This is a genomic window from Methanospirillum sp. (assembly GCF_035406105.1).
GTDB lineage: Archaea > Halobacteriota > Methanomicrobia > Methanomicrobiales > Methanospirillaceae > Methanospirillum.
Window position 1 is genome coordinate 1 of record NZ_DAONKG010000248.1, and the last position, 3257, is coordinate 3257.

At 44.2% G+C, this 3257-nt stretch carries 3 protein-coding genes and 1 pseudogene; 1 reads left to right on the forward strand and 3 read right to left on the reverse strand.

The window, feature by feature from the left end; genetic code table 11:
• Positions 1-445 (reverse strand): PAS domain-containing protein (locus PLA23_RS11860; protein WP_324475310.1); only part of this gene is annotated, 445 nt, incomplete at its 3' end.
• Positions 446-1190: 745 nt separating this feature from the next.
• Here PLA23_RS11860 and PLA23_RS11865 point away from each other — a divergent pair.
• A pseudogene (locus PLA23_RS11865) lies at positions 1191-1556 on the forward strand (PD-(D/E)XK nuclease domain-containing protein); the annotation flags it as partial.
• A gap of 65 nt (positions 1557-1621) precedes the next feature.
• Here PLA23_RS11865 and PLA23_RS11870 read toward each other — a convergent pair.
• Both PLA23_RS11870 and PLA23_RS11875 read right to left on the reverse strand, forming a co-directional pair.
• Entirely contained in the window at positions 1622-2131 is a 510-nt protein-coding gene (locus PLA23_RS11870) for a chemotaxis protein CheW (protein WP_324328908.1), read from the reverse strand.
• A 7-nt stretch (positions 2132-2138) separates the two neighbouring features.
• Positions 2139-3257 (reverse strand): methyl-accepting chemotaxis protein (locus tag PLA23_RS11875; protein WP_324475311.1); only part of this gene is annotated, 1119 nt, incomplete at its 5' end.

The following is a 3257-nucleotide window of genomic DNA, read 5'->3' on the forward strand; positions in this document are numbered from 1 at the left end:
CCTCTTCCCCGTGCAGCGCTCTGATATGTGCATCGATAACCGGATGATTACCTTCCTTGGCTTGAAAATAGTCATGAAGACTCTTACCGACGACCTCTCCTGGAGAAAGACCGATACGGGAAAGGCCTTTTCCTTCCGAGAGCAGGTACGTCAGGTTACGATCTACCACCCAGAGAGTTGCCGGTATCTGCCGGGTAATAAACCGAAGTTGTTCCTCCTTTTTTCGGATTTCAGACTCTGCCTGGGCAAGGTGCTGATACTGAAGACAAAGTTCATCATGCTGGGCAATAAGTTCCTCATTCAACACCGATATTTCAGTATTCTGAAGAATCAACAAGTCATACAGCTGCCGATATTCTTCAGATAATCCAGGATTTTTGTCCGGGTGGAGATGATCAGGTATTTCAGGGAGAGGAAACGGAAGTGTATTTTTCACGTGATTCATAACCAGACTCCGGATTCAATCAGATATCTTGACCGACCGTTCGTCGAGGATAATGGCTTTGGGAGGTATGTACGGAATAATGTCTGATAAGCATATCAAGGGAGTACATACATCATGAGAAAAATTGTCGTTGAGATAATAAATAGATATGAGTATGCATTCCACATTTTGAGAGAGAGAATACCATCGTACCATCAGAAGGAATTATTCAAAGAATCACTTTTCATAATCACTATCCTAAATACTAACCATGGTCAGTGTCCCTGTATGTCAGCCAGTATCCCGCTTCACCTTCTCCCCACTGACTGAACGCCTCTCCGAATACCTGTGTATTTAAGGAAGTTGATCAGGGCGGGACTGAAATTAAACGGAATATCGAACGACTGTTAAGAGGTTGGGATCCGGGCGTCCAATTCATGAGTCAATAACATTCAGGGATATTGGAAAAACCCGGTAAACATAGGGAGCTTCCTGTACTATCCCGGCTATCTCCAGACAGATGAACCACAATTGGATATCAAAGGACGAACTACTTACCGGTTATCTATTCCAAATATCGAGATTTGGTTTGCATATGAGTCATTTATTGAATCTCTTTACCCGAAAAAGGGAGGGCTTATGGGACGTATAAATAGTTCATGGAACATGATCCAGCTCCCGTTCTCGAGGAAATACTCCAGAAGTAATTACTGATACTGGTGAGTTGCCATGATGTTGCACGATTTCCTGACCAGTTTTTCACGCCTGTGTCCTTGATCTGCTTGAAAATATACGTTCCATTTATGATACCAGGTCAAATGCTGAATCAGGATATGAACGGGCGGATATTATCATGATTCCGAAAAGAGTCAGGTACCTCGGTGATACTAGTATCAAGTTTAAATCAATTGAATCAAATGGATTATCGAGATTTGCTCTCCATGCACTCAGACAGATTGAGGAAAAGGAGTATGAGACGATAGCAATATCTTCAGGAATTTCAACACAGCAGGTACGAAGACTTGATATTGTACTACAGGGAAAACGGATCGCGGTTGCAAGGAGTGAGGAGAAGGATTCAATAAACGCACCGGCGTTCAGAAATTCCTTTTTCATAAAAATATACAATTAATTTCAAATTGGGGGTGAGAGATAACGATGTGTAATATGGATTTATCATATAATAATCAGTTCCAACTATAGATGAACATCAGAAATAAGTCGCCGGATATCTATCCAGATGACCAGTTCTTTTCTGCTCTCCCCCCGCTCACCTACCTCCTTTTTTATGACTCCAAGAATATATCCCCCCTCTTCAGAACCACCCCGGGATGCCTGATCAATATCAGTGACTGGTATAGTGAGTACAGACGTTACTTCATCAACCACTATCCCGGTCTTTTGGGAGGTAACAGTATCATCAAGAACAATAAACCGGAGATCCGCAGTGTCAGTATCCTTGGGCGCTGCAATCTGAAGAAGCTGGCGAAGATCAATGATGGTTGTAATCTCACCCCTGAGATCAATAATCCCCCTGATATGAGGCGGGGCATGAGGAAGGGGGGTGATTTTCGAGGCTTCGACAATTTCCCTGACATCAAAGAGATTCACTGCAAATTTATCATCTCCGATAATAAACTCGACAACCTGGATTTCATCCTCCTTTTCCTTATTTCCGGCCTGAGATTTAAAATCTGCAAGTTCCATGGTATCCTCAGATTTTAAACTTTGCCATCTCTTGTGAGACGATTTCTACGATCTCATTCACATTTGCAACAATTTTACTGATCTGGTCAATTGAGGCTGATGCTTCCTGTGTTGCTGCTGCAGCATCTCCTGCCTCCTTCGCTGTATTCTGGACCAGTCCACTTACTTCATTGATGCTTGCCGTCACCTCTTCCACAGATGCTGCCTGCTCTTCTGAAGATGATGCCACATCAGTTGCATTACGGGTGATATCATCAATTGAGGCTGCGATCTGTTCAAAAGCCTCAACTGTTTCTGAAAGTGCAGCACTCCCAACAGCTACCGTCTCTCCGGCATGACCCATCGCTTCATTTGCTTTTTTCGCCTTTGTCTGGAGGGTCATGATCATATCTGCAATATTTTCAGCGGATTGCCGTGAGTCCTGAGCAAGGGATTTTACTTCAGCTGCAACGACAGCAAAACCTCGTCCTGCTTCACCTGCCCGTGCAGCCTCTATGGCTGCATTAAGGGCAAGCAGATTTGTCTGGTTTGCAATATCAGAAATGAGACGAACAATTTTCCCAATCTCATCCATCTGCTGATTAATTTCCTTGACTATCTGATCAACTTCTGAAGACGAACGCTTGATTTCCTCCATCGCAGTCTCGGATTTTTGTGCCAGTTCGACCCCGTGCTTTGCATACCCGTTTGCTGCGGTTGCGGTGGATGAAACCTCCTCGGCACGCCGTGATACTTCTGCAACGGTGATATTGAGATCTTCCATGGCTTTCAGAACCTGCTGAATACCATCCTCTCCCCGCATGGAATTACCGCTGACTTCCCCGGCATTTTTCGCAATCTGTTGTGCTCCGGCTGAAACCTCCTCAATACTTGCAGTTGCTTCTTCTGCATTGGAAGCAAGATCCTGTAGTTTTTTATTGATCAACCCAACTGCAGCTGATATCTGGATACCAATATTGTCCAGAGCGTCTTTAAATTCGACCCAGTCACCTGATACCTTCAGTGAAGGATCCACTCGTGCAGCAAAGTTCGAATTTGCATATTCTTTCGAGACACGAAGAGCCTCATTTACCGGGATGATAACGCTGTCAAGCGTTTCATCGACTCCTTCAACGATCCTTCGGAA

Coding starts and splice junctions, on each gene's coding strand:
- PLA23_RS11870 (WP_324328908.1), bottom strand. CDS start 2,131: ATGGAACTTGCAGATTTTAAATCTCAGGCCGGAAATAAGGAAAAGGAG.